We start from the raw sequence: 23,114 nt of genomic DNA on the forward strand, positions 1-23,114 counted from the left end.
CGGACCGGACGCGTCAGCGCTGCCCCGACGGTCCGGCCGCCAGGAACGCCTCGGCGGTGCGCAGGCTCAACGCCATGATGGTGAGCGCCGGGTTGGCAGCGAGCGAACTTGGGAAGGTCGAGCCGTCGCAGATCCACAGGTTGTCGATGTCGAAGCTGCAGCCGACGGGATCGACCACCGCGCTCGACCCGTCGCGCCCCATCCGGCAGGTGCCGATCGTGTGGGCGATCCGCTCTAGCACCCAGATATCCTCGGCGCCCGCCGCCTCCCAGAGGCCCCGCATGACGTTGGTCGCGTGGGCGTTCAGGCGGTTCTCGTTGGTGCTGTAGCCGAAGCTGATATGGGCCTTGCGCATCCCCCGCGCGTCGGTCTCGTCCGACAAGGTCAGGACGTTCGCGTCGCAGGGCAGGGTCTCGCCGTTGATGCCGATGCCCGCGAGGTTGTTGTAGCGGTCGAGATAGTCGAGCAGCGGCTTGCCCCACAGGCCGCGCCCGCGCGCGACCGCGTTGCCGAAGGTTACCGGGACCACGCCGAGGCTCTGGATGAGGTAGCCGCCGGCGAAGTCGGCACCGGCCCGGATGAAATCCTCGGTGATCAGGGCGGATGGGTAGCCCCGGTTCATCCGCACCTCGTGCGGGAACGTGCCCCAGACCTGCGTGGCGACATGGCCCATGTAGTTGCGCCCGACCTGATCGCTCGAATTGGCCATCCCGAGATGCAGGAGCAGGCGCGGCGTCTCGACGGCGCCGGCACAGAGGAAGACGGCGGCGCAGCGCTGGCGCCGGTCCTGGCCGCCCTGCCGGTAGACCACGGCGGTGATCCGGCCGTCGGCGCCGCGCTCCAGCCCGTGCACGAACGCCTCGGGCCGGATCTCCGCGCCATGGGTCACAGCCAGCGGCAGGTAGGTCACGTCCATGCTCGCCTTGGCGCCGTTGCGGCAGCCCTGGTGGCAGTAGCCGCAGTTGATGCAGGCGTTGCGGCGCGGCCCGCCCTCGGAGTCGAAGTCGCGCGAGACGACCGCGGCGGGGGCGTCGGCCCAGCGGATGCCGAGCGTGTCGCAGGCCTCGCTCATGATCCGCGCCGGGCCGTTCCGCGGCACCGGGGGGAGGGGATACCGGCGCTCGGGATCCCAAGGATAGGCCTGCGCCCCCGAGACGCCGAGAAAGCGCTCGACCCGCTCGTAATACGGCAGCAGCTCCGCGTAGGTGAGCGGCCAGTCGACGCCCTCGCCGGTCTCCGTTTGGAGGCGCAGGTCGCGGGCATCGGCCCGGGGCACGAAGGCGCCCCAGTGCAGCGTCGAACCGCCAACCCCGGTGCCGCTGTTGTTGCCGCCGAAGGCCTCGGGCGTCGAGCCGCCGCTCAAGCGCTCCTCGGTCCAGTAGATCTCGTCGGCGAGCGTCTCGTCGAAGGCAAATTTTTCCGGCGTGAAATTCGGTCCGGCCTCCAGGGCCACGACCTTCAGGCCGGCGGCCGCGAGCCGAGCGAGGAGCGGGGCTCCGCCGGCCCCGGTCCCGACGATGACCGCGTCGACGACATCGTCCGGACGAAAGGTGCGCATCTCGGCGAGGTTCATCGTGCCGCCTCCACCTGCGCGGGTCGCGGCTCCCATGGCTCCGGCGCGTCGAGCCCGACGTCGTGGAAGCCGGGCAGCCCCTCGGCGATCGCCCCCGGCCGGTCGCCGCCCGCGCCGATGCCCGAGAACCCGATCCGCGCCAGGGCCGCCGGCTGGGCTAGCCAGAGCTTGGTCGCGTCGGCGCGCAGATCCTCGAACCAGAACCGCATCCGGTCGGCGTCGAGCCGGCCGCCGAGGCTCTCCGGCACCGTCAGGTCGCCGCGCTGCGTGAGGACGAGGAGCGCGGCCTGCGCCTCCGGGTCGAGGGCCAGGAAGGGTCGGCCATGCGCAGCCCGCGCGGCCGCATCGAGCGTGCGCAACGCCGCGCGGTAGGCCTCTGCGTCCGGCGGCAGCGCCGCGTAGCGCCATCCGTCGCCGGCGTCGTCGGCCAGATGTCTGTCGAGCCGGGCCGCCGGATCGATGCCCGGGACCGGCAGGACATGGGCGAGGACGGCGCGCAGGAGCGCGAGTTCCACCGGATCGAGGGCGTTCGGCCGGTAGGCCGGGTCATCCGGCGCGGCGCGGGAATCCAGGACCGAGCGCAGGCGGCTGTTGACCCGGTCCGAGGCGATCAGCGCCCGGTAGGCAGCGGGTACCGCAGGGGTTGCGGAGGCCGATCCGCGCGGCCGACCGCCGACATGGTCGAGCACCCGTTCGGCCAGGGTTCCAGGTTGCTCCAGCGGCAGGAGATGGCCGACGCCGTCGACGGTGACGCGGCGGTGAGACGCGAGATGCGGCGCCATCAGGGCCTGCTGTGCGTCCGGCCCGAGATCCGCGTCCTCGGAGCCTGCCAGGATCAGCGCCGGCGTGCGCAGGACCCCGATGCGGCGGCACCAATCCTCGCCCGCCCCCGCTTCGAGCCACGCCTTCCACGCCTCCGGCGACGCCTGCAGAACGTCGGCCACTGCGCGGGCTTCCGTGTCGGGGTCCAGTGCGGTCCCGACGTTCTCGCGCACGAAGGCCTGCGCCTCACGGCGCCGCGTCTCGGGATCCGCGTCGATCCAGGCGATCATGCGCGCGCGGCGATCTTCGGGGATCGGCTCCGGGCTCGGCGGCGAGCCGGAGACCAGGATCAGATCGGTCAGCCCGGCAAGGTCCGGCTCTCCATCCTCGGCACGGCGCGCCAGGACCAGGGCCACCTTGGCGCCCATGCTGTGGCCCGCGATTGCGTAACGCGTGGGCGCCCGGCCGCGCACCGCCGCAGCCACGTGGTCCGCCATGGCGGCGACGGAAAATCCTGTCGTGCCGGCCTCCTGGCCAAAGCCCGGCAAGTCTACGGGCACGCAAGTCAGCGCACCGTCGAGTGCGCGCGCAAACGGCGCCCAGCTTCGCGCACTGCCACCCAGGAAGTGCAGGCAGAACAGGATTTCAGGTTCAGACATCGCGGAGACATCGCGCGAGCCCGAGATGCTTCAAGCGTACGCGACGCCGCATGGCCGAAGACTTCCCGGAGCGCCTGTTGGCCAAGTCCGGGCCGCGTGCGATCACCGCCGCCGGAGGATGCCATGACCCCAGACCACGAGCTCGCCTGGCGCGTCGAGGAAGCCTGCCTCAATGCCTGGCCGAGCCCGCGCCAGCTGCTGGTCGAGGGTTACCTTCTGCGCGCCGCCGGGGGCCCGTCGAAGCGGCAGAATTCCGTCAATCCCCTGCGCGGCAGCGGGCCGCCCGAGCCGGCCATCGCGGCCGCGCACGCGATCTACGGCCGTCTCGGGCAGCGGGCGATCTTCCGGATACCGGAGATCGCACCGCAGATGGAGCCGCTGCTGGCGGGATCCGACTTCGCGGTGATCGACGAGACCTGCACGCTCTTCCGCGACCTCGACGGCCTCCCGGCGGTTCCGGATCCGTCCGTGGCGGTCGCTTCGGCGCCCGGAGCCGAATGGCTGGCCCTGCGCGACGCGCTGAACAAGGCCGATGCCGCAGCCGCACAGGTGTTCCGCGACACGGTTGCAGACCTGGTCCAGCCGCGCGCCTTCGCGGCCGCCGCCGCGGAGGACGGTCTCGCGGCGATCGCCTTCGGCGTGCTCGATCGGGAGCTTCTGGTCATCGAGTCGGTGGTCACGCTCGAAGCCCTGCGCGGCCGGGGCCACGCCAAGCGCGCGGTCACGGCGCTGTTGCGGTGGGCGCGCCAGGAAGGAGCGCGATCGGCCTGCCTGCAGGTGATCGCCAGCAATACGCCGGCGCGGGCGCTCTACGGCGGGCTCGGCTTCGGAACGGAGCTCTACCGCTACTATTACCGCGTCGGGCCCGCCTGAGCCCGCGGACGGCCTCAGGCGTCGAACAGCGAACCCTGCCGCACCGGCGCGGCCGGCTTGGCGGATGTCCGCCGCTCCGCAGCGCGACCGGAGCCTGACGGCATCCGGGGGCCGGCCTGACGCGCGGCCTTGCCGGCCGAGGATGCATCGGCTCCGCCGTCGGGGACCGCCTCGACGCTGCCGTCGGCGAATTGCAGGCTCAATCTCTGTGCCGCCGCCAGCGTCTGCGGCATGCCGCACCGGGAGGCCGGCGGAGTCGCGCACGAGCACGTAGCCGCGTTCGAGCACGGCGCGGTAGCTGAGCGAGCCCAGCAATCCCGCCAAGCCCTCCAGCCGGTCGCGCCGGCGCTCGACGCTCCGCGTCCCCGCCTGAATGAGGCGGTCCGAGAGGGCGAGCAGACGGTCGGCGCGGCGCGCCTGAAGCGCCCGGGCCCGTTCCAGGCTGGCGTCCCGGGCGACGACGAGGCGGCGTCCGAGCTGGACAAGCGCCTCGCCCTTGCGCTGCACGTCGTTGCGCAGGGCGTGGAGCGGCCGGTGGTCGATCCGCGCCAGCCGCGCGCGGGCGTTGGCGAGCGCCACGTCGGGGGAGCGCCGTGCCATCCGGTCGAGGAGCAGCTGGAGCCGCGCCCTGTGACGGCTGGCGCCCGCGGCCAGCGCCGGGGCGAGGCGCGCCTCGGCGAGGTCGAGCCGCTGCCGCTTCGCGGCGAGCAGGACGTCGGCGCTCGGCAGCGCCCGACCGAGGGCCCGCAGGTCGACCCGGTCGCGCTCGATCCGGCGCCCGACCGCCCCGACGCTCCGGGCGGCGAGATCCGCAACGGTGGCGATCAGGTCGGCGCGGACCGGCACGGCCATCTCGGCGGCGCCCGTTGGTGTCGGGGCGCGTCGGTCGGAGACGTAGTCGATCAGCGTCGTGTCGGTCTCGTGCCCGACCGCCGAGATCAGCGGGATCGCGCTCTCGAACGCGGCACGGACCACGCATTCCTCGTTGAAGGCCCAGAGATCCTCGATGGAGCCGCCGCCGCGGGCGACGATCAGCACGTCCGGTCGTGGAACAGGGCCGCCGGGCTTCAGCGCGTTGAAGCCGCGGATCGCGGCCGCCACCTCCTCGGCAGCGCCGTCGCCCTGGACCCGGACCGGCCAGACCAGAACCGGGCGGGGAAAGCGGTCCTCCAGCCGGTGGAGGATGTCGCGGATCACCGCGCCGGTGGGGGAGGTGACGACCGCCGACGACCCGCGGCAGATAGGGGATCGCGCGCTTGTGCTCCGGGGCGAACAGCCCCTCGGCGGCGAGCTGCTTCTTGCGCTCCTCCAGCAGCGCCATCCAGGCGCCGAGGCCCGCCGGCTCCAGGCTCTCGACCACGATCTGGTACGAGGACTTGCCCGCGAAGGTGGTGATGCGGCCGGTGGCGATGACCTCCAGCCCCTCCTGGGGGCGCTGGCGCAGGCGACCGAACACGCCCTTCCAGACGACGGCGTCGATGCGCGCTTGACCGTCCTTCAGGGAGAAATAGGCATGGCCCGAGCCGTGCTGACCACGATAGCCCGAGATCTCGCCGCGCAGGCGCACATGCCCGAACGCGTCCTCCAGCGTGCGCTTCAGCGCGCCGGCGAGGTCGCCCACCGTCCATTCGGGCTGATTGGCGGTGAGCACGCTGGTCGGCGGGATATCCGCCGCCTGGCTGGCAGATGGACGTGGGGGCGGCACGAGGGGCATGGCCGGACGCTAGAGCATGACGCGGCCGCACGGAAGCGCTGGTCGAAGGCTTACTCCACCGCGAGTTCGCGCGGGCGATCCGAGAGCGCCACGGGCGGAACCAACAGCGACAGGAGCAGGGTCAGCACGGCGACCACGAAGACCGTCCAGAACGTGCCGTGGAGAGCGTGCTGGAGCCCGTCGCGGATCGCGTCGCCCCCGGGGCCGAGGCTTGCCGGATCGTCGAGCAGGCGCCGCAGCTCGTCAGAATTGACCGTCGGCCCGCTCGCGGGGTGCGCCAGCCTGTAGTTCAGCACGGCTCCGAGAACGGTGGCCCCCAATGTCGAGCCGAGGTTGCGCGCGAAGATGTTCGAGGCCGTCGCCGCCCCGCGCTGCGCCCAGGCGACGCTGTCCTGGATGATCACGATGGCGGCGGTCGACAGGAACCCCATGCCGAGGCCCATCACCACCGAGCCGCAGGCCGCGACCACCGGGGAGGTCGCGGGACCCAGGGCGATGAACGCGGTCGCACCGAGCGGCAGCAGGGTCGCGCCGACCAGCAGGATCGGGCGCAGTCCAAAGCGCACGAAGCTGCGCGCCGCCGTGGTGGCGCCGATCGGCCAGCCGAGCACCATCAGAGTCAGCGTCAGGCCGGCGATCAGGGGCGATTGCCGCAAGACGCCCTGAACGTACATCGGCAGGAACGCCGTGAGCCCGATCACCGTCATGCCGGACAGCAGGGTCGCGGTGTTGGCGGTGGCGATCGGCCTCTGCAACCACAGGCGGATATCGAGCATCGGATCGGGGGCCCGCCGCTCCTGAAGCACGAACAGGATCGCGGCGACCAAGAAGCCCACGGCCGGCCACAGCGCTGCGGCGGCCGACTCACCGGCCTCGGTCAACGCGATCATCAGCGCCGCGATGGCGGCGGTGAACAGGGCGGCGCCGAGGGCATCGATCTGACGGCTGCGCCGCTCGACGCCCTCGTGCAGGAAGCGGAGGAACAGGCCGGCCGCAATCACCCCGATCGGCAGGTTGATCCAGAAGATCCACGGCCAGCTCAGATGGCCGATGATCAGGCCGCCGACCAGCGGCCCCGCCACCGAGGATATGCCCCAGACGCTCGCGAGGTAGCCCTGGACCCGGCCGCGCTCCCGCGCCGAGTAGAGGTCGCCCACCACCGTCAGGCTCACCGGCTGGATCGCGCCTGCACCGACGCCCTGCACGAGGCGGAACAGGATCAGGGACGGCATCGACCAGGCCAGGCCGCAGAGCAGCGAGCCCACCAGGAACACCGCGATGCCGAACAGCAGCACCGGCCGGCGGCCGTAGAGATCGGACAGCTTGCCGAACACCACCGTCGTGGCGGTCTGGGTCAGCAGAAACGAAGCGAAGACCCAGGCGTAGAGGTGGAGATCGCCGAGCTGGCCGGCGATCTGCGGCATCGCCGTCGACACGATGGTCGCCTCGATGGCGATCATGAACATCGCCGCCATCACCGCGGCGAGGACCAGCGGGCGGCGCGTCTCAGCGGGATTCGGCATGGACGCGGTCTAGTCCTGACAGCGCCGTCGACCTAGCGTTGAGCGATGCGCAATTCGTCGCCTAAAGCGAGTGTCGTGCGGGAACGCACATGATCGGCTCCGCCGAGACGGACGCGAGGCCTGCGTGCCAGCGCGGCCCATCCAGCGTCAGGCTTCTCACTGCGTCATTCCGGGGCACCGAAGGTGAGCCCGGGATCTAGAACCGCAATCTGTGGCAGCGCTTGGCTCCTCGGCGGCTCTGGATCCCGGGCTCCGCTCCGCGGCCCCGGGATGACGTGGTGGCAGCTGAATAAACAGCGCAGCGACTTGCAATGAGCGGCCTGCCGGCTCCGACCGGCAGACCCGCGAACGGCGTTTCCCGCCCGCCGCTACGCCGCCGTATCGGCGTCGAGATCGCGCCCCCGGGTTTCAGGCAGCAGTAGCGCGGCGACCGTGCCGACGAGGCTGAAGGCCGCGAGGTAGTAGGCGGGCGCGAGCCGGTCGCCGGTCGCGGCGATCAGCCAGTTCACGAGATAGTTGGTGCTGCCGCCAAACACCGAGACCGCCACTGCGTAGACGATCGACAGGCCGGCGCTGCGCACCGCCCGCGGCAGCGCCTCGGGGATGCCGACGATCACCGCCGCGGCGTTGATCGAGGACAGGGCCGAGAGCAGGAACGTCACCGCGTAGACGCTCGCCGCACTCGGGGCGTGCAGCACCCAGGCGAAGGCCGGGACGGCGAGGACCAAGATCAGCGCCCGCGGCCAGATCATCACCGGCCGACGCCCGACACGGTCTGCGAGCCAGCCGCCGAGCAGCGGGAACACCACCGAGGCGAGGCCCAGCGCGATCGGCACCGCCGTGGACGCGGTCTCGCTCAGGCCGAGCGTCGCGCCGGCATAGACCGGCATGTTGGTGCCGACGGAATTCGAGACCGTGGAGGCCGCTATGACCAGGAAGGTCAGACCGAGAAGCCGACCGTGCTCGCGCAGGAGCCGCCCGACCACCGCGAGCGTCGAAGCGGCCGCGTGCGGATCCTCCTCGGCGCCGGCCGTCTCCGGAAGATGGCTGCGGATCACGAGGCCCACGGGAACCACGCACAGGCCGAGCGCGAACATCAGCCGCCAGCCCCACTCCGCCATGGCACGGTCCCCGACCGTCAGCGCCAGCGTGGTCGCCACGAGGCCGGCGAACAGGGCGGCGCAACCCTGGCTGGCGATCTGCCAGCTCGTCACGAAGCCGCGCCGGTCTGGAGGCGCCGCCTCCAGCAGGTAGGCCGTCGACGGGCCGACCTCGCCGCCGAGCGCGAGGCCCTGAACGAGCCGGCCGGCGATGACGATGACCTGCGCCCAGCCGCCGATCGTCGCGTAGGACGGGCAGACCGCCAGCATCAGCATGCCGACCGCCATCAGCGCGATGGTGATCAGCATCGCGGGCTTGCGACCGGCGCGGTCCGCGAAGGCGCCGATCAGCGCGCCCCCGATCGGCCGCATGACGTAGCCGATGCCGAACAGGGCCAGCGAGGCGAGCAGGCTGTGGGTCGGGTCGTTGGCCGGGAAGAACGCCTCGCCGATCGCCTGGGCGAAGAAGGCGTAGACGGTGAAGTCGTAAAATTCGAGGGCGTTGCCGAGTACCACGGCACCCACCGCCTTGCGGTTCAGGGCCGGGTGCATGGGCGCGGCGAGACTCGATCCGGTCCGCGCGTCCATCAGCGCACCGGGCCGGACGGCGTGTGGACCGGATCCTTGGCGATCCCGCCGGCGACGGGCTCGACGCCGGCCTTCACGGCGTCATCGTAGCCGGCCAGCCAGAGCGTGCGCGCCTCAGTCCCCTCGGCGTAGGGGCAGGCCTCGCGGGCCAGGCCCTTCAGGGGCGCGGCGCGGCCAAGCGCACGTGCGTCGAGATCGTTGGGGGGCGTATCCATCCTGTCGCGGCTCCTCGTCCATCGCGTCCGCCGCGATGTAGGGCGCGGTTGTCGGACCGCCGCTGTCAGTGAACCGTGGGATCCTCCGGCGCGGGCAGCGTGACCGCCTCGCTGAACGGGAATTCGAAAACCACCTCGCCCGCGGCATCGGCGACGACCAGGCAGGCCGCCATCAGTCGAGCCTGCTCCTGGGGAGAGCGAAGGGCGGCGCGGATCGTCGCGCGGGCCTTCTCCCAGGCCTCGTCCGGATCGCGCAGCTCGATCCCGGTGGGATCGGTGATCACGTCCTCGCCGATCTGGGTGTGGAAGAAGTAGCGTGGCATGGGCTTCGTCACCGTCTCAGAAGCGCGCCCTGACGGGTGCAGACCTCCCAAGTGGTGATCGACGCCGGCCGGAACAGCGCCCGCCATGACGGGCGAGTCCCCGACCGGTCGCTCAGCCGTTGGCGGCCTTCGGCTCCGGCGTGGAGGGAACGGGCCGGAGCGTCCGAACCTGAGCCGAGGCCGCCCCCGCGCGGTGATGCTTCTCCATGGTCATCAGGGGACGCAGCTCGGGCTCGGCGAAGTCCATCAGCTTGGCGTTGCGCCAGCGCGGCTTGCCGGCGCCGCGCCCGAACCAACGCGGGCGCTCTTCCTCGACGAGGAGGATGAGGCGGCCGGTCCAGGATTTCCGAAACCAGAAACGTCCGGTCAGGCTCATGATCTGGTTCCCAGCACAGGTCGCACGACGCGACCGGGTCGATCGCTTCCATTATCGCGCACCTCGATACCGGATTTCGATGACGGGATAGCGGTGAGGTCGACGGCTTAGAGGGTCGGCCACCACTATCCACAGGGAGGTGTCACACGCTCCCCGCGCCCCCGCTCAGCGCGCCAGATGGCGCAATGTCAGCGCCAGCACGACGAGCCAGACGATGCCCGTCAGGCCGTAGACGAAGCCGCGCAGCAGCGTCGCTTCCAGCGCCGCATGTCTCGCGTTCTGCGCCGGGCTCCGGTCCTTGGATCGCGCCGGGCGCTTGATCCGGTGTGGCTCTGTCGGCGCCGCGCGCGGGGGTGGCGCGACGAGCAGGCGCGTCAGGCTTTCCGGGAGCGGTTTCTGGTTCAGCGGCACGGCGCCCGTGAGCCTACAGGGCGCGGGTTCACGGCGACAAGGCACCCTGACGTAAGCCGTCGCGATCGCAGCCTCTCCGGCCGTCTCGAAGCTTCCAAGTGCCGCAGGGAGCCAATGCCGAAGCTTCCGTGTTGAGGCAGACGGCGACCGGACGCGGGCGCCGATCCAGCGCCGGGTCAGCGGCTTGAGGAGACTAGGCCGTTGCACCGTGCGTGGGGATTCATTTAGAGCTGTTCCAGGCAGGCAAGCTCTGCCTTCAGCGCTGCCGCGCCGGCGGCCAACAGGAGGAAATCCATGCGTTCACTCGTTCTCGGCGCCGTCCTTGCCGCCCTGATCCCGCTTTCGGCTCAGGCCCAGGAGGCCGGCGACGCGGCCGCCGGCGAGAAAGCGTTCGCCCCGTGCAAGGCGTGCCACAATTTCCAGAAGAACGGCGTGGGTCCGGACCTGAAGGGCGTCGTCGGCCGCAAGGCGGGCACCTATGAGGGCTACAACTACTCCGCCGCGCTGAAGAACTCCGGCCTGACCTGGGACGAGGCCACGCTCCACGAGTGGCTGAAGAACCCGAAGGCGAAGGTGCCGGGCACCAAGATGATCTTCCAGGGCTATCCCGACGACAAGAAGATCAACGACGTGATCGCCTACCTCAAGACGCAGTCCTGAGGTCGGACCGGCCGCGTGCCGAAACCCCGGGGCCGGCCTCTGGCCGCCCCGGGGCCTATTGGGATCGGCTATTCCGGAATCAGCCCGGTCTGAAGGCCGAGCCTGAGGGTCACGAGATCGTGCAGCAGGTTCTTGCGGCCCTGCATGTCGAGGCCGGTCAGGCCGCCCGCCTCGTCGGGAATGCAGGCGAGGACATCGCGCAGCGACTCGCCGGCCGGGGTCAGGAAGATGCTGACCTGCCGCTCGTCGACACGGTCACGGGCGCGCCGCACGCGACCTGACGCTTCGAGGCGCTTGAGCAACGGCGTCAGCGTCCCCGAGTCGAGGAACAGACGGTTGCCGATCTCCTTCACCGACAGGCCGTCCTGCTCCCACAGCACGAGCAGCACGAGATATTGCGGGTAGGTCAGCTCGTGGCGGCCGAGGAGCGTGCGATACGCGCGGCCGAAGGCGTGCGCGGCGGCGTAGACCGCGAAGCACAGCTGGTTGTCGAGGCGCTGCCGGTCCTGCTGCGATGGCTGATCGGTCGTCGCATGCCCCGCCGGGTTCGGCTCAGCGCCGCTCTGCGAAGCAGTCGGGCCTGACATCGGAATGATCTCTCTCTGGTAAAGTCGGTCTCACATACCGGTATGGCGAAAGGCCACTCTTAGGCAGTTCGCCAAACCTGTACAATTGGTGTGACGACAGAGCCGCGCGACATTCGCCGCGAAGTTGCGTTCAGCCGTCCATCAACGGGTGCAGATCGCGTACCATCGCCTTCAGACGCTCATCGAGGACGTGCGTGTAGATTTGCGTCGTGGAGATGTCGGCGTGGCCGAGCAATTCCTGGACGATGCGCAGATCGGCGCCATTCTGCAGAAGGTGGCTTGCGAAGGCGTGGCGCAGCACGTGCGGGCTGACCCGATCCGGCCGGAGCCCGGCCGCCATCGCCGCCGCCTTGAGGTCCCGCGCGAAGGCCTGCCGGGTCAGATGGCCGCTGTCGCTATCGGCGGGAAACAGCCAGGCGGATTCCTCCGGCACGGCCGCGAGATGCGCCGCCATGGCGGCGCGGGCGGCCTCCGTGAGGGGCACGAGGCGCTCCCGGCCGCCCTTTCCCTTGATGAAGAGGTAGCGCTCCCGGCTCACCCCCGCGGTGCGGGGCAGGGCGACAAGCTCGGAAACGCGCAGGCCGGTCGCGTAGAGGAGTTCGAGCAGGCAGAGCATCCTGCGTGCCCGGCGGGCCGGGCCCGGTGGTTGCTCGGCGGCGACCGCCTCCTGCGCGGTGGCGAGCAGGCGGTCGACCTCCGCGACGGACAGGATCTTGGGCAGCACGCGGCCCCGGCGCGGCCCCGAGACCGCGACGCTGGGGTCGGCCGAAGCGTCGCCCTCGGCGTACAGGAACTTGTGGAAACCGCGCACGCAGGACAGGCGCCGCGCCGCCGAGGACGCCTTCAATCCGCGGCTCTCGAGATCGATCAGGAAGGCCCTGAGCGTGCCGGCATCGACATCGGCGAGGGCGATGCCGGCCCGGTCGAGATAGCCGAGATAATCGTCGAGGTCGCGCCGGTACGCGGCCAGGGTGTTGCCGCTGGCGCCGCGCTCCGCCGCCAGCATGTCGAGATAATCGGCAGCCTCGGGGCAGGGCGCCCGGATGGCGTCCACACCGGCGTCAGCCTCGCTCAACGGTTGCCCGGCTGAAGCTTCGAGGCCGGGATGGTGACAGTCATTTCCCGCGGCGTGGGCTGGACGAAGTTCGCCAGCGTGAACATCGCCGCGAAGACGAGGCCCGCCAGGATCGCGAGGGTGGCAAAGAAACGGAGCAGGGTCGGCACGTCGGTCGAACCTCGGGCGGACGGGCGCGGTCGGCGGGGGTCGGGGCAAGCGGAGGCCTGCTCCGAGTTGCCGCGGGTGCCGGGTTTCCATCACGCGAACAAGGCGCTGACAAGGCCCACAACGACACAGCGATGCGTTTCGCAGGGCGCTTGAATCGCGCTAAGAGCCTGCCGCAGGATGACAGCCCGTCCCGTGCCACGCGCCCGGGACCGTCGGGGAGGCGGGGACGCCACACGGATGCGGTGCAGCTTTCGATGAATGCGGAGGACGAGGTTGGTGAACCGATCGAGGCGCGTCTGCGCCGCGCGCTGGGCGTGCGCTCGATCGTGCTCGTCGGCCTGATGGGTGCGGGCAAGAGCACCGTCGGCCGACGCCTCGCGAGCCGACTGGGCCTGATCTTCAAGGATGCCGATCACGAGATCGAGGCGGCCGCCGGTCTGACGATCCCCGATATTTTCGCGATCTACGGCGAGCCGAGCTTCCGCGACGGCGAGGAGCGCGTGATCTCGCGCCTGCTGCGGGCCGGCCCCCTGGTGCTGGCGACCGGCGGAGGCGCCTATCTGCGCGAGGCCACGCGCGTGCGCATCGCCGAATCCGCCGTGTCGGTCTGGCTGAAGGCCGATCTCGACGTGCTGATGCGCCGGGTGCGCAAGCGCGGGAACCGGCCGCTGCTCCAGACCGAGGATCCCGAGGGGACGATGCGCGACCTGATGGCGGTCCGCCACCCGGTCTATGCCGCGGCCGACGTGATGGTGATCTCCCGGGAGGTGTCCCACGACCGCGTCGTGCAGGACGTCCTGGAGGCGCTCGACGCGCATCTCAACGGCGAAGGCACAATCCATGTCGCCGCCCAGTAGGTTTGAGCGAGCCCGCCTGTGACCGAGCATTCCACCATTCCGGATCCGCTGACGGTCCACGTGCCGCTTGACGGCGGCCGAGCCTACGACATCCGGATCGGGCGCGGCCTGATCGACAGCGCCGGCCCGCAGGTGGCCGCCCTCGGGGGGCGCCGCGCCGCCATCGTCACGGATGAGAACGTCGGCGCGCTCTATGCCGAACGCCTGGCGGAGAGCCTGGAGCGGGCTGGCCTGCAGGCGGGCGTCGTGACGGTTGCGCCCGGCGAGGGGTCGAAATCCTACGCGGGTTACGCGCAGGTCTGCGACGGTCTGCTGGCCCTGAAAGTCGAGCGCGGCGACCTCGTCGTGGCCCTGGGCGGCGGCGTGGTCGGGGACCTCGCCGGCTTCGCGGCCGCGACCCTGCGGCGGGGCGTACGCTTCGTGCAGGTGCCCACGAGCCTGCTCGCCCAGGTCGATTCCTCCGTCGGCGGCAAGACCGGCATCAACGCGCCGCTCGGCAAGAACCTGATCGGCGCCTTCCATCAGCCCCGCCTGGTTCTGGCGGATACGGCGGCCCTCGACACGTTGTCCGAGCGCGAGATGCGCGCCGGCTACGCCGAGGTCGCCAAATACGGGCTGATCGCCGATTCCGGCTTCTTCGACTGGTGCGAGGCCAACTGGCGCGGGATCTTCGCGGGCGGGCCGGAGCGCGAGGATGCGGTCGCCGCCTGCTGCCGCGCCAAGGCCGCGGTGGTCACACGCGACGAGCGTGAGGACGGCGAGCGGGCGCTGCTGAATCTCGGCCACACCTTCGGTCATGCCCTCGAACGCCTGACCGGCTACGACCCGGCCCGGCTGGTCCACGGAGAGGGCGTGGCGATCGGGCTGGCGCTGGCCTTCCGGTTCTCGGCGCGGCTCGGCCTCTGCGCCGGCCAGGACGCGGGGCGCGTGGCCAACCACCTCGCGCTCGCGGGCCTGCCGACCCGTCTTCAGGCGGTCCCCGGCGGGTGCGGCGATGCCGAGGCGATCCTCGACGCGATGGCTCAGGACAAGAAGGTCCGAGACGGTGCGCTGACCTTCATCCTCGCCCGCGGCATCGGTCAGAGCTTCATCGCACCGGGGGTGGACCGGGCGGAGGTGGCGGCGTTCCTGCGCGACGAGCTCGCCGCGGCGCAGCGCGCCTGACGCCGTTCGGGGCGTGACCGGCCTTGCCTAACGCGGGTCGGCCCGCTATGAGCCTGCCTCACCCGGCGCGGCCAAACCCGCGCCGTTCACGGCCCTGATCCGGGCCTGGGCCGCAATAGCTCAGCTGGTAGAGCACCTCATTCGTAATGAGGGGGTCGGGGGTTCGAATCCCTCTTGCGGCACCATCACTTCGCTCTGCTTCCGCGCACCGAGAACCGCCCCGTCTACGAGGCCGCTTGGTCCAGCCTGCTGGCAGCGAAGGTGAGCGTCGCCGTATAGATTTCGCGGCCCGTCTCGTCGCGAACCAGCACGGAGACGGCTTGATTGTCGCTGTCGACAGGGGTGATCCAGCCGGCGACCTCCGGCAGGCTGGCGAGCACCTTCTCGCGGGCGGCTTCGAAATCCGCGCACTCGGTGCCCTCCTCGTCGGGGAGCAGCTCGCCGTCATGGATGTCGAAGTAGAAACGGGGCACGCACGAACGCCTTATTGCGTTATTGAACCGCAATCCGCCGACAGCGAATCACATTCTACACATCCCAGCGAAACAAGGTAGTCTCGCGCAGGTGCGGCCGTTTGATCTCGTACGCGCTGGAGAGCGCGTCAGCGGGTCGAGCGAGATCAGGTCTTGGGCGGGACTTGGCCGCCCGAGACATCCGCGTGTTCCGTCGCGATCAGACCGACGCCAGAACGGCCACGATGACCGCCACGCCGACGGCCAGCCAGGCAGCGTAGTCGCCGATCAGACCGCTATGCAGGGCTTCGAGTGCGCGCGTCGGCGCCGATTGCGTCGCGCCGACCGATCGGACCACGAACGCCGGCAGCCTGTCACGGAGCAGCCCGTAGGCCGCGCCAGCCACCGCCGCCAGCACGGACATCCAGGGCAGCCAACCCGGACCCTCGGCGAAGGTGCCGACAGCAGGACGGTGCATGAAGGCCGACGCCGCCCGGGGCAGGGCATGCTCGATCAGGCTCGCCGGCAGCGCGACATCGAGGGCGAGCAGCGCGCAGCAGGGCGCAAGCATCAGCCAGAGGGGGCGGTTGGCCTTCTCGCGCTCGTCCTCGCTGGGCGCCCCGGCCTCGTCGCCGGGATCCGGCCCGAGGCCGAGGAAGATGCGGCCCGCCGCCCGCAGGACCGCGGCGCCCGTCAGCCCCGCGCCGATGGCGCCGGCCGCCAGCGCAACCCCGTGGCCCTGCTGTGCCAGCGCCCCCTGGACGAGGCGCGTTCCCTGGTCCAGCACCCCGATCGGCAGGCCGCAGAGCAGCAGCCCGGCAAGCGCCATCGCGATCCCGGCCGGCCCGATGCCCCGTCCGAGGCCGCGCAAGGCGATCTCGTCGATGCTCGCCCGCGTGGCCAGCAGGATGCCGGCAATCATGAACAGGGCGCCCTTCACCAGCCCATGGCCGACCACGTAGACCAGCGTCCCGCCAGTGCCGTCCGCCGAGAGGGCGCCGATGCCGGTGAGCATGATCCCGGCATGGGAAATTGTCGAGAAGGCCAGCATCCGCTTGAGGTGGCGCTGCAGCAGCGCCATCCAGCCGCCGAGCAGAGCGGTGAAGCTGCCCAGCGCGGTCAGGAGCACCGGCAGCGCGTGCTGGACCTGATCGGAGCCCGCGAACACGACGGCGCTCACCTTCGCGAGTCCGAACAGCCCGAGCGAGACCATCGACCCGGAGAAAATCACCGAGACCGGGCTCGGCGCCACGGCGTGGGCGTCGGCGAGCCAGAACTGGAACGGCACGATCGCGCCCTTGATCATCAGGGCCGCCGCGACGAGGCAGAAGGCTCCGGCCACCACCGGATCGCGGCCGCCCCGCGCCACCGCGGCCGCGATCCCCTCGAAGTCGAGGGTCCCGGTCTGCGCGTAAATCAGTCCGATCCCGCCGAGCATCAGGAAGCCCGCGAGGCTGTTGATCACCGTGAAGTTGATGGCACCCGCGAGCGCCGACTCCTCCAGATGGTAGGCCGTGAGGGCGAAGGCGGCGACGCTCATCACCTCGAACCACACGAACAGATTGAACATGTCGCGGGTGAAGCAGAACCCGACCATGGCGGCCAGGAACAGCAGCATCAGGATCTGGAAATGCCCGTGGGTGCGGCCGAAGAAGCCCCAGGCGAACACGAAGGTCAGCGCGTAGAGCAGGCCGATGAACGCCGCGACCCAGCCGCTGGCCTCGTCGACCGAGAAGCCGATCCCGAGATGGACACCGTCGCGCGGCTCCCAGCCGCCGAACCAGTAGACGAGGGGCCCGTCCGCGGCATGCGCGGCGATGATGGCGGACAGGAGCGCGACCCCGAGCGCCGCGAGCGTCGCCAGGATGTCGGGGAGGCGGCCCGGAAGCAGATGGGCGGTCGCCAGCATCGCCGCGCAGACGACGAGCGGGATCGCGACCGGCAGCGGCAGAAGAGCGGCGGGAAAGGCGGTCACGAAGCCGTCCGCTCCCCGTCCTTCACGTGGCTCGACCCTTGGCCGCGCCCGGACTTGCCGCCGGCGCGCATCGGCCGGAGCTTCTCCGGATCGAGGCTGCCGCCGCGCTTGTAGGCCTGGATCGTCAGCACGAGCAGAAGCGCCGTTAGGGTCGCGCCGACCACGATGTCGGTGAGCACCAGCGCCTGCATCACCGGATCGACGGCGGGCGTGCCCGGCGGATGGTCGTAGAAGATCGGCGCGATGCTGCCCCAGCGATAGCCGAGACCCAGCAGGAGCACGTAGGTCGCCGATTGGCAGACGCCGAGGCAGCCCACGAGGTGGATGAAGTTGCGGCTGGTGGCGATGCCGTAGAGGCCGATTCCGAACAGCCACGCGGCGACCGCGTAGGGCAGCATGCTCACGCGGATTCCTCCCCGGGCTCTTCGGGTGCGTCCGCCTCGCGGGTCTCCTCCATGAATTCGAGGAAGAGCTGGGTGAAGCCGCCCGCCACCGCCATCGCGACGCCGAGGTTCTCCACCAGCATCAGGCCGCCGGAGAACAGGTCGCGGAAGGTGCCGAGCGGCAGGACGTTCTGCATGAAGGCGGCGCCCATGAGCATCGGCGCCAGCCCGCACAGGGCGAAGAGCAGCGCGCCGCCGCCCTCCAGCGCGTCGAGCCAGTGGCTGCGCACGGCGTCGCGCCAGCCGGCATAGCCCTCGCCGAGGTAGATCAGCAGGGTTCCGGAGGCGAGGATCACGCCGCCCTGAAAGCCGCCCCCGGGCGTGACGGTGGCGTGCAGCACCACGTAGAGGCCGAACAGGGCGGTGAGAGGTCCGGCGATCCGGCAGGCGAGCACCACGGCCTCGGAGCGCGGGATCACGGAGCGGCCGGGCCGGCGCATGGCGCGGCCGGTCTGGCCCTCGCCGCGACGGCCACGCAGCAGGACGACCGTCCCGGTGATGGCGGCCAGCAGCATGAATTCCTCGCCGAGGGTGTCGAGGCCGCGCAGGTCGAAGTTGATCGCGCTCACCATGTTGGCGACGTGCCGCGCCTCCGGGGTGATCGCGTTGATGCGTTCGCCGTACTGGGCGATCGTCGCGCCGAAGGGCGGCAGCCCGGCGATGACCTCGGCGGCCCCGGGCAGCAGGATCAGGCCCGCCAGGGCCATCAGCGCGACGCGTGCGCGCGGGCTCACGACTTTTCCTCGGGTGGCTGCGTGCGCACGGCCATCAGCGCCACGAGGAAGAGCAGCGGCACCGCCGCCGAGCCGACCGCCAGCTCCGACAGGGCGACGTCAGGGGCCTGAAGGGCGTCGAACAGGACCGTGAGAACCAGTCCGTTGACCGCGATGGCGAAGACCTGTCGGGTGGGGTCGCGCACCAGGACCACAGCGGTGCCGGATGCGGCGGTCAGCAGGAACAGCAGCGGCAGGATCACCGTCATGCCGAGCGGCCCTCGCGCATCAGCACGGCCCGGCCGGACACGTGCGACAGCACCGCGGCCCAGGCGAGAAACACCACCATCATCACCAGGATCTTCAGGGAGCGCCCGGAGAGGCCGTCGGCCAGGAAGGCCGCCGCCGTGACGAGCCCAGAGGCCGCGACGTTGAGGAAGCTGAGCGCGTGCAACCGGTCGAGGGCCCGGGGCAGGCGCCACAGGACGAGGGCTGCGAGCCACGTCACCGCCACCGCGAGAGCCAGCAGCACCCCGATCGCGACGTTCATATCCAGCGCTCCAGGAAGACCGCGAACAGCATCGTGCCCGGCAGGTTGAGCAGGACCAGCGTGAGGGCGAGGTCGGTGATCGAGGCTTGATCGGTGGCGAAGGCCATGAGCGTCAGGATCAACACCGTGACGCTGCCGGCGAGCTGATAGGCGGCGAAGCGCTGGCCGGGCCGCCCGCGCCACGCCAGGGCCGCCGCGAGGAGGAGCGGGGGCAGCAGCGCCAGGATAGCGGCCGTCCAGAGATTCATCGCGCGTCGTTCTCCAGGGCGTGGGTCGCCACAGTGCCGTGCTCCCGGTCGAGGGTGAGCACGTAGCTGTCCGGGGCCAGCGAGGCGGCCAACAGCCCGACGGCCCGCGTGGCCGGAGCCGTGTCTCCCTCCGGCGTGGCCCAGGACACCTCGGACGCGCTGCGCTCCCGCGTCGCTCCGCCACCGGCGCGCCCGAGCACGGCTTTGAGCAGGTGGAGCCCGACCTTGGCGGTCTGGCGGGGCATGTCGCGGATGGCCGGACCGAGCGGCCGGAGCGTGTCCCGGCCGAAATGGAAGCGTATGCCGCCGCGCCGCCCGACGCCCCACCACCAGAGCGTCGCCAGGCTGGCACAGCCGAGACCGGCCATGCCCTCGTTCACGCTCACGGAACCGGCGAAGACCATGTAGGTGAGGACCAGCGCGATCCAGATCGCGACGCCGTCACGCGTCGACCGCCTCCTGAGTCCGCTGATCGGTCCTGCCCGCATCGATCCTGACCGGAACGCGTCGAGGGAGCGTGGCCATACGCCCGATCCGACCGAAACGTGGCACGGAGCGGAGCCGTTCCCGGAACCCGGGGACACGCCTCCGTGTAAGCACAGCGCGGCGCAAGGCGGTTCCGCGGGCGAGGGCGCATCATGAAGGCCGAGATCCTCAGCATCCGCTTCGTCCACGAGGGGTGGAGCCGTTTCGGCCTCGCGCAGGTGCGGCTCGCGGACGGCGCCGTGGTCGAGCGGGAGATCGAGGATCACGGCAACTCGGTCGGGATCCTGCCCTACGACCCCGAGCGGAAGGTCGCCACGCTCGTGCGCGAGCTGCGGGTGCCGCCGCTGTTCACGGCCGGGGAGCAGGTCCAGCTGGAGGCTCCGGCCGGCCTGATCGACGACGGCACACCGGAGGAGAACGCCCGCCGGGAGGCCCTCGAGGAGGTCGGCCTGCGCCTGCACGGCCTGGAATTCGTCGGCGCCGCCTATTCTTGCGCGAGCCTCACCACCGAGAAGATCCACCTCTACCTCGCGCCTTACGGCCGGGCGGACCGGGCGGAGGTGGGCGGCGGTGCCGCGGGCGAGCACGAGAACATCCGGGTCGTCGAGATGCCGCTCGCCGAGCTCGCCGCCCTGGCCGACCGGGCCGAGATCACCGACCTGAAGACGCTCACCCTGGTCCTGGCGCTGCGCGCGCGCCATCCGGAGCTGTTCCGGGCGTGAGAATCCGCTATCGCGTACTCGCTCGAGGGTTGCTGACAGCCGTGGTGCTGGCCGGGGTTGCGTGGATCGCCTTCCACCTGCGCTGACCGCCCGCGGCGCAAACGTTCCAGGGATCGATGGCATGAGCGAAGACGCCGGACACGCAGAGCCGCACGGGCTCGACCGCGGCCTGACCAATTACGGCGACCGTGACTTCGCCCGCTACCTGCGCCGCTCCTTCGCCCGCTCGATGGGCATCTCGGTCGGCCTGCTGAACAAGCCGGTCGTCGGCATCGCCATGACGCCGTCGGGCTTCAACAACTGCCACCGGGGCATGCCCGAGCTGGTGGAGGCGGTCTCGCGCGGCGTGCTGGCCGCCGGCGCCCTGCCGCGGCCGTTCCCGACCGTGTCGCTCGGCGAGGTTTTCCTCAACCCGACCAGCATGATGTACCGCAACCTCATGGCCATGGACACGGAGGAGATGATCCAGGCCCAGCCGATGGATGCGGTCGTGCTGATCGGCGGCTGCGACAAGACCGTGCCGGCCCAGCTCATGGGTGCGGCCTCCGCCGACCTCCCGGCGATCCAGCTCGTCACCGGTCCGATGTCCACCGGCCGGCACCGGGGCCAGCGGCTCGGCGCCTGCACGGATTGCCGGGGCTTCTGGGCGAAGTACCGGGCCGGAACGGTCGATGCGGAGGAGATCGCCGAGGTCGAGGGACGGCTCTCTGTCACCGCCGGCACCTGCGCGGTGATGGGCACAGCCTCGACCATGGCGTGCATCGCCGAGGCGCTCGGCATGTCGTTGCCGGGCACGGCGGCGATTCCGGCGGTGCATTCCGACCGGCTGGTCGCCGCCGAGGAGACCGGACGGGCTGCGGTGCGCCTGATCCAGTCGAAGATCACACCGTCGCAGGTCATCACCGAGAAGTCGGTCGAGAACGCCATCCGGGTGCTAATGGCGGTTTCAGGCTCCACCAACGCGATCGTGCACCTCACGGCGGTTGCGGGGCGGCTGGGCATCCGGATCCCCTATGCGCGCTTCAACCAGATCTCCGACGAGACGCCGGTGCTGGTCGATCTGAAGCCCGTGGGCGAGGGCTACATGGAGGATTTTCACGCCGCCGGCGGCATGGGCGCGCTGCTGCGCGAGCTGCGGCCGCTCCTGCATCTCGACACCGTGGACGTGGAGGGCCGCACCCTCGCCGAGCGGCTGGACGAGCCGGCCGGCTGGGTCGATCGCGCGGTGATCCGCGCCTTTGACAACCCGGTCTCGCCGGTCGGGGGACTGGTCGCCCTCACCGGCAACCTCGCTCCCGAGGGCGCGATCTTCAAGCGCGCGGCGGCGACCCCGGAGCTGTTCGAATCCGATGGCCGGGCCGTGGTGTTCACCGGCCTGGAGGACCTGAGCCGGCGGATCGACGATCCCGATCTCGACGTGGCGCCGGGCGACGTGCTGGTCCTGCAGAATGCCGGCCCGCACGCCGCCGGGATGCCGGAGGCGGGCTACCTGCCGATCCCCAAGAAGCTGGCCCGGGCCGGCGTGAAGGACATGGTGCGCATCTCCGACGCGCGGATGTCCGGAACGGCCTTCGGGTCGATCGTGCTGCACATCGCCCCCGAGGCCGCCATCGGCGGGCCGCTCGCCGCGGTGCGCGACGGCGATCGGATCAAGCTGTCGATCCGCGAGAAGCGCATCGACCTGCTTGTCGAGCCCGACGAGATCGCCCGGCGGCTGGCCGACCACCGGCCGCCGCCCGCCCCGACCCGGGGCTACAAGGCTCTCTACCGGCGCACCGTCACGCAGGCGCCGGAGGGCTGCGACTTCGACTTCCTGATGGGTGAGGCAGACCATGCATGACCGGATAGCGCCGGAGCGGCTGCTCGACTTCGCCACGGCGATCTACGTCCGGTCCGGTCTGCCGGAGGCCGATGCCCGGCTCTGCGCCGACACCCTCGTCCAGGCGGATCTCTGGGGGCACCAATCCCACGGCGTGATGCGCCTGTCCTGGTATGTCGACCGGCTCCGCTCGGGCGTGTGCCGGCCGGTGGCGGCGCCGGAACTCGTGGTCGATGCCGGCGCCATCGCGGTGATGGATGGCGGCGACGCGATGGGGCAGGTGCTCACCGCCCGGGCCATGACGGCGGCGATTGATCGGGCCAAGGCGCACGGTGTCGGCGTAGTGGCCCTGCGCGACTCCGGGCATTTCGGCACTGCCATGTACTTCACGCTGATGGCGGCGCGGGCCGGCTGCGTCGGCTTCCTGTCGACCAACGCCAGCCCGTCGATGGCGCCCTGGGGCGGTCGCGAGAAGGTTGTCGGCAACAATCCGTGGTCCTGGGCGGCCCCCGCCGGGCGGCACGCGCCGATGGTCCTCGACATCGCCAACACCGGGGTCGCCCGCGGCAAGATCTACCTCGCGCGCCAGAAGGGGCTGCCCATCCCGGAGGGCTGGGCGCTCGACGCAGAGGGCCGGCCGACCACCGATCCGGTCGCGGCCCTCGACGGCATCGTCCTGCCGATGGCCGGCCACAAGGGCTACGCCATCGCGCTCGTGATGGACATGCTGTCGGGCATCCTCTCGGGCAGCGCGTCCGGCACCGGCGTGGCCGGCCCCTATCAGGCGGAGCGGCGCAGCGGGGCCGGTCAGTTCATGCTCGCCCTCGACATCGCCAAGTTCCAGCCGCCCGAGACTTTCGCGGCCCGCATGGAGGCGATGATCGCCGAGCTGAAGGGCGTGGCTCTGGCGCAGGGCGCGGAGGAGATCTTCTACCCCGGCGAGATCGAGGCGCGGAACGACGCGCAGCATCGGCGCGACGGCCTGCAGCTTCCGTCCGACACCCTCGCGGATCTCGACCGGCTGGCGCGCGAGACCGGCGTGACGGGTCTCCAAGCCTGACGCCGCTTGATCGCGGGCAGGCGCGGGCCCATCGTC

The 23,114-nt window shown here is 71.1% G+C and carries 26 protein-coding genes, 1 tRNA gene and 1 pseudogene; 8 read left to right on the top strand and 20 right to left on the bottom strand.

The window, feature by feature from the left end; all coding sequences use genetic code 11:
* Positions 1 to 13 precede the first annotated feature (13 nt).
* Positions 14 to 1,573 carry a GMC family oxidoreductase gene (locus ABIE45_RS14745; protein WP_192708565.1) on the bottom strand — a complete coding sequence of 520 codons (1,560 nt, stop codon included), beginning with the start codon at positions 1,571 to 1,573 and terminating at the stop codon, positions 14 to 16.
* A complete protein-coding gene (locus ABIE45_RS14750) occupies positions 1,570 to 2,994 on the bottom strand; it encodes an alpha/beta hydrolase (RefSeq protein ID WP_192708566.1) in 1,425 nt (474 codons plus the stop codon). Before ABIE45_RS14750 ends, ABIE45_RS14745 begins: the two co-directional genes overlap by 4 nt.
* 369 nt (positions 2,995 to 3,363) lie before the next feature.
* Here ABIE45_RS14750 and ABIE45_RS14755 point away from each other — a divergent pair, with 369 nt between their 5' ends.
* A complete protein-coding gene (locus tag ABIE45_RS14755) occupies positions 3,364 to 3,867 on the top strand; it encodes a GNAT family N-acetyltransferase (RefSeq protein WP_373622886.1) in 504 nt (167 codons plus the stop codon).
* 14 nt (positions 3,868 to 3,881) lie between these two features.
* Here the strand turns inward: ABIE45_RS14755 and xseA are convergent.
* The 7 genes and pseudogenes from xseA to ABIE45_RS14790 all read right to left on the bottom strand — a co-directional run bounded on the left by xseA (position 3,882) and on the right by ABIE45_RS14790 (position 10,117).
* Positions 3,882 to 5,581, bottom strand: a pseudogene (xseA, locus tag ABIE45_RS14760) (exodeoxyribonuclease VII large subunit).
* Positions 5,582 to 5,631: 50 nt separating this feature from the next.
* A complete protein-coding gene (locus tag ABIE45_RS14765) occupies positions 5,632 to 7,104 on the bottom strand; it encodes an MDR family MFS transporter (protein WP_192708569.1) in 1,473 nt (490 codons plus the stop codon).
* 368 nt (positions 7,105 to 7,472) lie between these two features.
* A complete protein-coding gene (locus ABIE45_RS14770; RefSeq protein ID WP_373622356.1) occupies positions 7,473 to 8,792 on the bottom strand; it encodes an MFS transporter in 1,320 nt (439 codons plus the stop codon).
* Positions 8,792 to 9,007 (bottom strand): Rmf/CrpP family protein, encoded by a 216-nt coding sequence (locus ABIE45_RS14775; RefSeq protein WP_192708570.1) that lies wholly within the window; start codon positions 9,005 to 9,007, stop codon positions 8,792 to 8,794. The genes ABIE45_RS14770 and ABIE45_RS14775 overlap by 1 nt, the downstream gene beginning before the upstream one ends.
* A gap of 65 nt (positions 9,008 to 9,072) precedes the next feature.
* A complete protein-coding gene (locus tag ABIE45_RS14780; protein ID WP_192708571.1) occupies positions 9,073 to 9,330 on the bottom strand; it encodes a hypothetical protein in 258 nt (85 codons plus the stop codon).
* A gap of 112 nt (positions 9,331 to 9,442) precedes the next feature.
* Positions 9,443 to 9,706 (bottom strand): hypothetical protein, encoded by a 264-nt coding sequence (locus ABIE45_RS14785; protein WP_192708572.1) that lies wholly within the window; start codon positions 9,704 to 9,706, stop codon positions 9,443 to 9,445.
* Positions 9,707 to 9,871: 165 nt separating this feature from the next.
* Positions 9,872 to 10,117, bottom strand: a complete 246-nt coding sequence (locus tag ABIE45_RS14790; RefSeq protein ID WP_192708573.1) for a hypothetical protein — start codon at positions 10,115 to 10,117, stop codon at positions 9,872 to 9,874.
* 294 nt (positions 10,118 to 10,411) lie between these two features.
* Here ABIE45_RS14790 and ABIE45_RS14795 point away from each other — a divergent pair, with 294 nt between their 5' ends.
* Positions 10,412 to 10,777, top strand: coding sequence for a cytochrome c family protein (locus ABIE45_RS14795; protein ID WP_192708574.1), 366 nt, complete (start codon positions 10,412 to 10,414; stop codon positions 10,775 to 10,777).
* Between the two features lie 68 nt (positions 10,778 to 10,845).
* On the opposite strand, the gene ABIE45_RS14800 is transcribed toward ABIE45_RS14795, so the two are convergent.
* The 3 genes from ABIE45_RS14800 to ABIE45_RS14810 form a co-directional block, all read right to left on the bottom strand.
* Positions 10,846 to 11,364, bottom strand: a complete 519-nt coding sequence (locus ABIE45_RS14800; protein ID WP_192708575.1) for a MarR family transcriptional regulator — start codon at positions 11,362 to 11,364, stop codon at positions 10,846 to 10,848.
* Between the two features lie 130 nt (positions 11,365 to 11,494).
* Positions 11,495 to 12,370, bottom strand: a complete 876-nt coding sequence (locus ABIE45_RS14805) for a site-specific tyrosine recombinase XerD (RefSeq protein ID WP_192708790.1) — start codon at positions 12,368 to 12,370, stop codon at positions 11,495 to 11,497.
* Between the two features lie 65 nt (positions 12,371 to 12,435).
* Positions 12,436 to 12,588: a histidine kinase gene (locus ABIE45_RS14810; RefSeq protein WP_192708576.1), complete on the bottom strand. Its 153-nt coding sequence runs from the start codon at positions 12,586 to 12,588 to the stop codon at positions 12,436 to 12,438.
* A 255-nt stretch (positions 12,589 to 12,843) separates the two neighbouring features.
* Here ABIE45_RS14810 and ABIE45_RS14815 point away from each other — a divergent pair, with 255 nt between their 5' ends.
* The 3 genes from ABIE45_RS14815 to ABIE45_RS14825 all read left to right on the top strand — a co-directional run bounded on the left by ABIE45_RS14815 (position 12,844) and on the right by ABIE45_RS14825 (position 14,795).
* The gene (locus ABIE45_RS14815; protein WP_192708791.1) at positions 12,844 to 13,446 is read left to right on the top strand and encodes a shikimate kinase; all 603 of its coding nucleotides are present in this window, start codon (positions 12,844 to 12,846) and stop codon (positions 13,444 to 13,446) included.
* 18 nt (positions 13,447 to 13,464) lie between these two features.
* Positions 13,465 to 14,610, top strand: a complete 1,146-nt coding sequence (gene aroB / locus ABIE45_RS14820) for a 3-dehydroquinate synthase (protein ID WP_192708577.1) — start codon at positions 13,465 to 13,467, stop codon at positions 14,608 to 14,610.
* Between the two features lie 109 nt (positions 14,611 to 14,719).
* A tRNA-Thr gene (locus ABIE45_RS14825) sits at positions 14,720 to 14,795 on the top strand.
* 39 nt (positions 14,796 to 14,834) lie between these two features.
* Here the strand turns inward: ABIE45_RS14825 and ABIE45_RS14830 are convergent.
* The 8 genes from ABIE45_RS14830 to ABIE45_RS14865 all read right to left on the bottom strand — a co-directional run bounded on the left by ABIE45_RS14830 (position 14,835) and on the right by ABIE45_RS14865 (position 19,479).
* Entirely contained in the window at positions 14,835 to 15,083 is a 249-nt protein-coding gene (locus ABIE45_RS14830) for a hypothetical protein (RefSeq protein WP_192708578.1), read from the bottom strand.
* Between the two features lie 199 nt (positions 15,084 to 15,282).
* Entirely contained in the window at positions 15,283 to 17,037 is a 1,755-nt protein-coding gene (locus tag ABIE45_RS14835) for a proton-conducting transporter membrane subunit (protein WP_192708579.1), read from the bottom strand.
* A complete protein-coding gene (locus ABIE45_RS14840) occupies positions 17,034 to 17,435 on the bottom strand; it encodes a sodium:proton antiporter (RefSeq protein ID WP_192708792.1) in 402 nt (133 codons plus the stop codon). Before ABIE45_RS14840 ends, ABIE45_RS14835 begins: the two co-directional genes overlap by 4 nt.
* A gap of 2 nt (positions 17,436 to 17,437) precedes the next feature.
* Entirely contained in the window at positions 17,438 to 18,214 is a 777-nt protein-coding gene (locus ABIE45_RS14845) for an MnhB domain-containing protein (protein ID WP_192708580.1), read from the bottom strand.
* Positions 18,211 to 18,462, bottom strand: a complete 252-nt coding sequence (locus ABIE45_RS14850) for a DUF4040 domain-containing protein (RefSeq protein WP_192708581.1) — start codon at positions 18,460 to 18,462, stop codon at positions 18,211 to 18,213. Before ABIE45_RS14850 ends, ABIE45_RS14845 begins: the two co-directional genes overlap by 4 nt.
* Positions 18,459 to 18,743, bottom strand: coding sequence for a monovalent cation/H(+) antiporter subunit G (locus ABIE45_RS14855; RefSeq protein WP_192708582.1), 285 nt, complete (start codon positions 18,741 to 18,743; stop codon positions 18,459 to 18,461). The genes ABIE45_RS14850 and ABIE45_RS14855 overlap by 4 nt, the downstream gene beginning before the upstream one ends.
* Complete coding sequence (locus tag ABIE45_RS14860) at positions 18,740 to 18,991, bottom strand: monovalent cation/H+ antiporter complex subunit F (RefSeq protein WP_192708583.1); 252 nt, start codon at positions 18,989 to 18,991, stop codon at positions 18,740 to 18,742. Before ABIE45_RS14860 ends, ABIE45_RS14855 begins: the two co-directional genes overlap by 4 nt.
* On the bottom strand, positions 18,988 to 19,479 hold the full coding sequence (locus ABIE45_RS14865; protein WP_192708584.1) for a hypothetical protein: 492 nt from the start codon (positions 19,477 to 19,479) through the stop codon (positions 18,988 to 18,990). The genes ABIE45_RS14860 and ABIE45_RS14865 overlap by 4 nt, the downstream gene beginning before the upstream one ends.
* Positions 19,480 to 19,629: 150 nt before the next feature.
* Between ABIE45_RS14865 and ABIE45_RS14870 the strand changes: the two genes are divergently transcribed.
* From ABIE45_RS14870 to ABIE45_RS14880, 3 genes are all read left to right on the top strand, one after another.
* Entirely contained in the window at positions 19,630 to 20,199 is a 570-nt protein-coding gene (locus tag ABIE45_RS14870; RefSeq protein ID WP_192708585.1) for an NUDIX hydrolase, read from the top strand.
* Positions 20,200 to 20,320: 121 nt separating this feature from the next.
* A complete protein-coding gene (locus ABIE45_RS14875) occupies positions 20,321 to 22,039 on the top strand; it encodes an IlvD/Edd family dehydratase (protein WP_192708586.1) in 1,719 nt (572 codons plus the stop codon).
* Entirely contained in the window at positions 22,032 to 23,078 is a 1,047-nt protein-coding gene (locus ABIE45_RS14880; RefSeq protein WP_192708587.1) for an Ldh family oxidoreductase, read from the top strand. The genes ABIE45_RS14875 and ABIE45_RS14880 overlap by 8 nt, the downstream gene beginning before the upstream one ends.
* Positions 23,079 to 23,114: the final 36 nt, after the last annotated feature.

Source organism: Methylobacterium sp. OAE515 (genome assembly GCF_041806315.1).
Taxonomy (GTDB): domain Bacteria; phylum Pseudomonadota; class Alphaproteobacteria; order Rhizobiales; family Beijerinckiaceae; genus Methylobacterium; species Methylobacterium tardum.

Coding starts and splice junctions, on each gene's coding strand:
- ABIE45_RS14745 (WP_192708565.1), bottom strand. CDS start 1,573: ATGAACCTCGCCGAGATGCGCACCTTTCGTCCGGACGATGTCGTCGAC.
- ABIE45_RS14750 (WP_192708566.1), bottom strand. CDS start 2,994: ATGTCTGAACCTGAAATCCTGTTCTGCCTGCACTTCCTGGGTGGCAGT.
- ABIE45_RS14755 (WP_373622886.1), top strand. CDS start 3,364: ATGGAGCCGCTGCTGGCGGGATCCGACTTCGCGGTGATCGACGAGACC.
- ABIE45_RS14765 (WP_192708569.1), bottom strand. CDS start 7,104: ATGCCGAATCCCGCTGAGACGCGCCGCCCGCTGGTCCTCGCCGCGGTG.
- ABIE45_RS14770 (WP_373622356.1), bottom strand. CDS start 8,792: ATGGACGCGCGGACCGGATCGAGTCTCGCCGCGCCCATGCACCCGGCC.
- ABIE45_RS14775 (WP_192708570.1), bottom strand. CDS start 9,007: ATGGATACGCCCCCCAACGATCTCGACGCACGTGCGCTTGGCCGCGCC.
- ABIE45_RS14780 (WP_192708571.1), bottom strand. CDS start 9,330: ATGCCACGCTACTTCTTCCACACCCAGATCGGCGAGGACGTGATCACC.
- ABIE45_RS14785 (WP_192708572.1), bottom strand. CDS start 9,706: ATGAGCCTGACCGGACGTTTCTGGTTTCGGAAATCCTGGACCGGCCGC.
- ABIE45_RS14795 (WP_192708574.1), top strand. CDS start 10,412: ATGCGTTCACTCGTTCTCGGCGCCGTCCTTGCCGCCCTGATCCCGCTT.
- ABIE45_RS14800 (WP_192708575.1), bottom strand. CDS start 11,364: ATGTCAGGCCCGACTGCTTCGCAGAGCGGCGCTGAGCCGAACCCGGCG.
- ABIE45_RS14805 (WP_192708790.1), bottom strand. CDS start 12,370: ATGCTGGCGGCGGAGCGCGGCGCCAGCGGCAACACCCTGGCCGCGTAC.
- ABIE45_RS14815 (WP_192708791.1), top strand. CDS start 12,844: ATGAATGCGGAGGACGAGGTTGGTGAACCGATCGAGGCGCGTCTGCGC.
- ABIE45_RS14840 (WP_192708792.1), bottom strand. CDS start 17,435: ATGCTGCCCTACGCGGTCGCCGCGTGGCTGTTCGGAATCGGCCTCTAC.
- ABIE45_RS14850 (WP_192708581.1), bottom strand. CDS start 18,462: ATGACGGTGATCCTGCCGCTGCTGTTCCTGCTGACCGCCGCATCCGGC.
- ABIE45_RS14855 (WP_192708582.1), bottom strand. CDS start 18,743: ATGAACGTCGCGATCGGGGTGCTGCTGGCTCTCGCGGTGGCGGTGACG.
- ABIE45_RS14860 (WP_192708583.1), bottom strand. CDS start 18,991: ATGAATCTCTGGACGGCCGCTATCCTGGCGCTGCTGCCCCCGCTCCTC.
- ABIE45_RS14865 (WP_192708584.1), bottom strand. CDS start 19,479: ATGCGGGCAGGACCGATCAGCGGACTCAGGAGGCGGTCGACGCGTGAC.
- ABIE45_RS14870 (WP_192708585.1), top strand. CDS start 19,630: ATGAAGGCCGAGATCCTCAGCATCCGCTTCGTCCACGAGGGGTGGAGC.
- ABIE45_RS14875 (WP_192708586.1), top strand. CDS start 20,321: ATGAGCGAAGACGCCGGACACGCAGAGCCGCACGGGCTCGACCGCGGC.
- ABIE45_RS14880 (WP_192708587.1), top strand. CDS start 22,032: ATGCATGACCGGATAGCGCCGGAGCGGCTGCTCGACTTCGCCACGGCG.